The 5,489-nt window shown below is 68.8% G+C and carries 3 protein-coding genes and 1 pseudogene; all 4 read right to left on the bottom strand.

What is annotated here, in order from left to right; translation table 11 throughout:
• Positions 1-1,488: 1,488 nt before the first annotated feature.
• Entirely contained in the window at positions 1,489-2,682 is a 1,194-nt protein-coding gene (locus ABD793_RS42445; RefSeq protein WP_344869552.1) for a L,D-transpeptidase, read from the bottom strand.
• A 104-nt stretch (positions 2,683-2,786) separates the two neighbouring features.
• Positions 2,787-3,656 carry a patatin-like phospholipase family protein gene (locus ABD793_RS42440; protein ID WP_344869550.1) on the bottom strand — a complete coding sequence of 290 codons (870 nt, stop codon included), beginning with the start codon at positions 3,654-3,656 and terminating at the stop codon, positions 2,787-2,789.
• A 44-nt stretch (positions 3,657-3,700) separates the two neighbouring features.
• Positions 3,701-4,351 carry a DedA family protein gene (locus tag ABD793_RS42435; RefSeq protein ID WP_344869548.1) on the bottom strand — a complete coding sequence of 217 codons (651 nt, stop codon included), beginning with the start codon at positions 4,349-4,351 and terminating at the stop codon, positions 3,701-3,703.
• 896 nt (positions 4,352-5,247) lie between these two features.
• A pseudogene (locus ABD793_RS42430) lies at positions 5,248-5,489 on the bottom strand (lipoyl synthase); the annotation flags it as partial.

Genomic DNA, 5,489 nt, shown 5'->3' with positions numbered 1-5,489 from the left:
AGGACACCGCCGAACTCAACCCAAAAAAGGTAGTGGTGGTGTGGGGCGGGGCCCCGGTCGAGAACCCGGAACACGGTTCTCCCAGACCCCAACCCACACCACCACTTTCTTCATGTCTGCGTCCGGTGGTGACCCGCCACGACAGGCGATCGTGCAATGACCCCCCGCGGGCGGGCCGGGAGCGGTGGGTGGCGAAACCCCCCACCAGCGGGATGATGTTGCCGGTGACCCGGACATGACTACCGGGATGCCGCTCTCCCGCAGCACCATCCCCCGACACCGCAGCAACACCCCCGGCCCGGCCCGGACCGCCAGCAAGCGGGTTCTGCATCCCACCCGACAATCGGGGGACGCCATCCCAGCCCCCGCCGGCCGCCAACACCAGCCCAACCCCCGGCCCGGGACCCCCCGCCCGGCCCGGGACCCCGCCCGGCCCGGACCGCCATCGAACGAGTTTCTGCCTCCCACACCCCACCCCACAACAGGGGACGTGTGAGGCCAGACCCCCCGCCCCACAGCAGCGCCGCGATCAGACCCCGGGCCCCATCGAGCGGACCCGGTATACGCCGCCCAACGACCGGATGTTCACCATCCCAGCCCCTGCCGGCAGCACCGGCCCGAACCCCCGCCCGGCCCGGCCCGCAATTGAGCTGGTTCTGCATCCCACACCCACCCCACTGCAGGGGGCGTGTGAGGCCAGACCCCCGCCCCGCCGTAGAGCCGCGATCAGACCCCGGACCCCCAGCGAAACGGCCCGTATCCCGCACCGCCGGCTGACGCTTGTGTGGCGGGGTTGCACTCGTCAATCACTTTTCTTTTGGCGGTTCTTGTCGGTTGGCGCTCACGCGGCGAGGTTACTGCCCGGCATCGCTTTTTCGTCGGCCCCGAGCCTGACCGGTCGGCCTGCTCGCAGTGGGCGCTGTCCGTGCGCCACTGCGCAACGGTGTCCCGGTCCCGGCGTGCAGGGGGATTCTGTATCCGTGGCCCTGACCTGACAGTGGGTGGGTTTCCCAGGCAGTTTCGTCGACACGTGGATTTGCTATCCGGGTCCCCGCCCCGCCATCGGGTTCTGCATCTGAACCCCGCCCACACAGTGGGGTTCGCCAGCCCGATCGCCCGGTGCCAGGGCCTCTCGCCGGGCGCGGCTGAGGCCAGTCCCATCCGGGCCGCATCCACTCTCAGTGCCAACGCTTCGGTGTCGGCGACCAACGAGACACCGACTGCACCCAGCGGCGTTGCACGACACAGATCATCGGGCGGGCGGGCTCGTGCCGATACTTCTGCCTGGACTCGGTGGCAGCACGTCGGTAGTCCGAATCGGAGGCAGGGTGGGCCCGGCGGAGTTCGTGGAGTGGAGTCAGGCAGGCCGGTACCGACGAGAACCTGCACTCACGAGAACCTGCACGCACGAGAATCCGTCACTCACGAGAACCTGCACGCACGAAAAAGCGCCGGCCGCCGATGGCGGCCGACGCTGTCCCGGTGAAGTCAGAGTGCGGAGCCCTTCTGCCAGTCCGTCCAGGACTTGGACCAGTCGCCGTACAGGTCCCACACCGGTAGCTGGGGGCCGCCCGAGTTGGCGACTTCCACGACATCGCCGAGGCCGAAGTTCTGGAAGAACCACTGGGCGTTCGCGGCGTTCAGGTTGATGCAGCCGTGTGACACGTTGGAGCTGCCCTGCTGGCCGACGCTGTTCGGGTTCTCGTGCACGAACTCGCCGTCGTTCGAGATGCGTTGCGAGTACTTCTCGTCGGAGCGGTATGCCTTCGGGTCCGGCGGGCAGACGCCGTAGGTGCACGAGTCCATCGTGTAGTTCGCCTGCTTGTCGGAGATGACGTGTGCGCCGAGGTGGGTCGGGGTGGCGTCCTTGCCCATCGAGATCGGCATCGTCTTCACCATCGCGCCGTCGTGGAAGATCTGCATCTGCTCATTGCTGCCGTCGGCCTTGGCAATCCACGAATCATGCACTTTGTACGTTTCGGTGCGATCCTCCGCGCCGAAGACGCCATTTCCGAAATCGACACCGTAGATCTTCGCGGAGACCGTGAGCGTGGTGCCGGCCTGCCAATACTCCTTCGGCCGGTAGTGCACGTTCTTGTCGTCCATCCAGTACCAGCTGCCCTCCTGCTTCGGCGACGACTCGACGGTGAGCGCCTTCTCCACCGCCGCCTTGTCCTTCACCGCGGTGCCGAAGCTGAACACGATCGGCTGGCCGACCCCCACGCCGGTGCTCTTCACCGCGGACGGCGCCGGGATCAGGTTCGCATTGGCCTGCTTCTTCGGCGAGACGGTGACGACATCGCCTGCCTTCTCGACCGGCTTGCCGTCGGCGCTCTGGGCGTGCGCGACCACGTGGTAGGTGCCGCCGTAGCCGAGCACCTCGCTGTTGGTCCAGCTGAGTCCGTCCGCCGCGATCTTGCCCTCGACCGCCTTGCCCTTCGAGTTGGTCACCGTGACACCGGTGAGCTTCCCGTTGGCCGCCTTGACGACGATGGGCGTGGTCGGGCTGACCCCGTTCGCGTCGGCAGGTTCGATCGACACCGACGCAGGGGTCGCGGACTGGTTCGAGCCCGGCCCGCCGGCGGCGGTGCCGCCGGCGTCGTCACCGGACGAACAGGCCGAGGCCAGCAGGGTCGCGGCAAGAATTCCGGCGACCGAAAGAACAGTCTTCTTCGGGAACATTTTGTCTCTTTTGCGAGGATCGCGGACCGGCAGGCTTCTTCTCTCAAACTACGCGATCGGAAAGACGTCTCGAGCGGCGGATGGGTGCATTGCGGTGATGCGAATCACGAGCCGACCAGTCCGGGCGCCCCGTAAAGGCCAGGTCCCTCGACGACCAGCTCTTTCAGGTAACCACGGACGGCGTCGCGGGCCTGCCGTGCGAGATCATCCGTATGAGTGAAGTCGAGTGGGCTGACCCGGACCGGTGCCGGTCCGGGCAGGTACACGACAGGTGCCTCGCGGGCGGCCAGCGGAGCCTCCAGCACGGCCTGGTTGCGCATGCTGATCATCGCGGTGAACATCATCACCTCGGCGAAGGTACGGGGCGCACCGGGCATCTTCCCCGGGAATGCGCAGTCCAGCACCACGAGCGACTTCGCGCCCATCCGCAGCGCCTGCCGCATCGGCACGTTCGCGACCAGCCCGCCGTCGTAGAGCAGCCGCCCGTCGTGCTGCACCGGCGGGAAGATCCCCGGGATCGCGCAGCTGGCCAGCAACGGCGCGTGCAGCTGCCCGGACCGGATCAGCATCGGCTCGGCCGTTTCGACGTCGGTGGTCACGACGCCGAGCGGCAGCGCCAAGTCCTCGAACCGGCGCGCGGGACCGAGATGCTCGTCGAGGATCTTCGCCAGCCCGGTGTTCGGGAACAGGTGGGTCTTGCTGTGCCGCAGGGTGCGCACCTGGCTGAGTACGCCACCGGGGAACGCCTCGTGCTTGGTCATGTGCGACCAGATGTCCTGCAGCCGCTCCAGGTTGCGTCCGCCGGGCACGGCGAGCACGGCGGCGTTGAGCGACCCCACGGACGTGCCGACGACCAGGTCCGGGGCGATGCCCGCCTCGTCGAGTGCACGCAGCATGCCGACCTGCAGCGCGCCGAGGCTGCCGCCTCCGCCGAGGACGAACGCGACCGGTCGCGGGAGATCGAGGGGATCCATACCCCGAATCTAGTGAGCGGTGGCCTTCTCTTTCAGGTGACTTCTCACTCGGCGGCGTGGACCGGCTCCTCCTCCGCCGGTTCGGGGGCCTTGCGGTTTTTCATCCGCAGCAAGAGGAACACGAGCACGCCGACGACCGCCGCGGCAGCGATCAGGAAGCCGGTGCTGAGCGCACCCTCGACCTGTTTGGCGGCTTCGCCGAGCGCGGCGCCGAGGCTGATGTGCCCGAGCGACCAGCACAACGCGCCGAGCGCGGTGGCGGGCAGGAACTTCCGGAACGGCAACCGGGACGCGCCGGCCGCGGCAGGCGTGAGGGTGCGCAGCACCGGCAGGAAACGGGCGAAGAACACCGCCCACGCACCGCGCCGCTCGAGCACCGTGGCGGCACGGTCCCAGGCGTCCAGGCCGTACTTGCGGATCAGCTTCGTTTCCCGCAGGCGCGGCCCGAACTTCCGGCCGAGCCCGTAGCCGACCGAATCGCCGAGCGCCGCGCACACGGTGACGACGGCCCACAAGGTGAGGAACCGGGGTACCGACGTCGCCGTGGTGGCCGCGACGAGCAACCCCGACTCGCCGGGAGCGAGGAAGCCGAGCCCGATGGTGCACTCGGCGAACACGAGTCCACCCGCCGCCGCGACGAGACCCGGTTCCGGGAGCTCGTGCAACCAGTTCACGACGTCGGTTACCAAAGCCATGAGATCACTTTACTTATTCTTTGGAATCGACGTCCTCGCTGTGGGGGAAACCGGGGACATCTCAGGGGTGGCTCGTAAGGGACCGGCCGGGTTGATGGGCCGAGACTGGCGCGGGGGAGAGCTGCTCGCGGACCAGCCGGCGGAGGGTGCGGTTCTTGTGCGCGGAGCGTGCTCTTGTACGCGGAGCGTGCTGAAGGCCGGAGAGGTCTCTTGCGCGGAGCGAGCGGGGGAACGGGGACGTCCGGGCGGGCAGCGGTGAGGCCTCGGCGGTCAGAGGTCGCTGCCGCGAGTCGTGTATGCGGAGCGTGCGGTGGTATCGGTGGAGTTTCGACTGGCCCCGATGGTGCAGGGCCTCGCGTGGCGGCGCTGAGGTGGGTCTCGCGGTGCGGCGCAGGAAGTGGCCTGGCGGGCGCGGGGCCTCGCTGAGGTGGAGCGGCGCCGGGGGTGAAGTGGCGCTGGGGGTGGAGCGGCGCTGGGGGTGGAGTGGCGCTGGGGGTGGAGTGGCGCTGGGGGTGGAGTGGCGCTGAGGGGTGGAGCGGCGCTGAGGGGTGGAGCGGCGCTGAGGGGTGGAGCGGCGCTGAGGTGAGCGGCGCTGAGGGTGGCACGCTCCGCGTGCGCGAGGGTGGGGTTGCGCTGAGGTGGGCCGCGCTGAGGGTGCACGCTCCGCGTACACGAGGGTGGCGCTGAGGTGGGCGGCGCTGTGGCGTCGTCTCATGGGGACGTAATTGCGCTCGGCGGAATGCGGTCGTTTCGTGGGCCGCGATCGGGTTTGCCGGAGATGCCGTCGTTTCGCGGGGGTGTGATCGGGCCCGCCGGAGATGCCGTTGCGGGTTTGGGTGTGGGACAGCGCAGCCTGCCCGTGGTCGGAGACCGTGGGCGGGCTGCGCTGCTCGGAATCAGCGGGCCAGCAGGGAGCTGGCTTCTTGGGCGGCCGGGCCCTGACTGGTGAGGTGGGCCAGATTGTCCGGCAACGCCTCACCACGATGCGCCTTCGTCTGCGCATACAACCGGCCCGCACGATACGACGACCGCACCAACGGACCCGCCATCACACCCGCAAACCCCAACGACTCCGCCACCCTCGAATGCTCCACGAACTCCTCCGGCTTCACCCACCGATCCACCGGATGATGCCGCG

The sequence above is a fragment of the Amycolatopsis ultiminotia genome (genome assembly GCF_039536925.1).
GTDB classification, from domain to species: domain Bacteria; phylum Actinomycetota; class Actinomycetes; order Mycobacteriales; family Pseudonocardiaceae; genus Amycolatopsis; species Amycolatopsis ultiminotia.
This window is presented reverse-complemented; position numbering and strand designations above follow the sequence as displayed.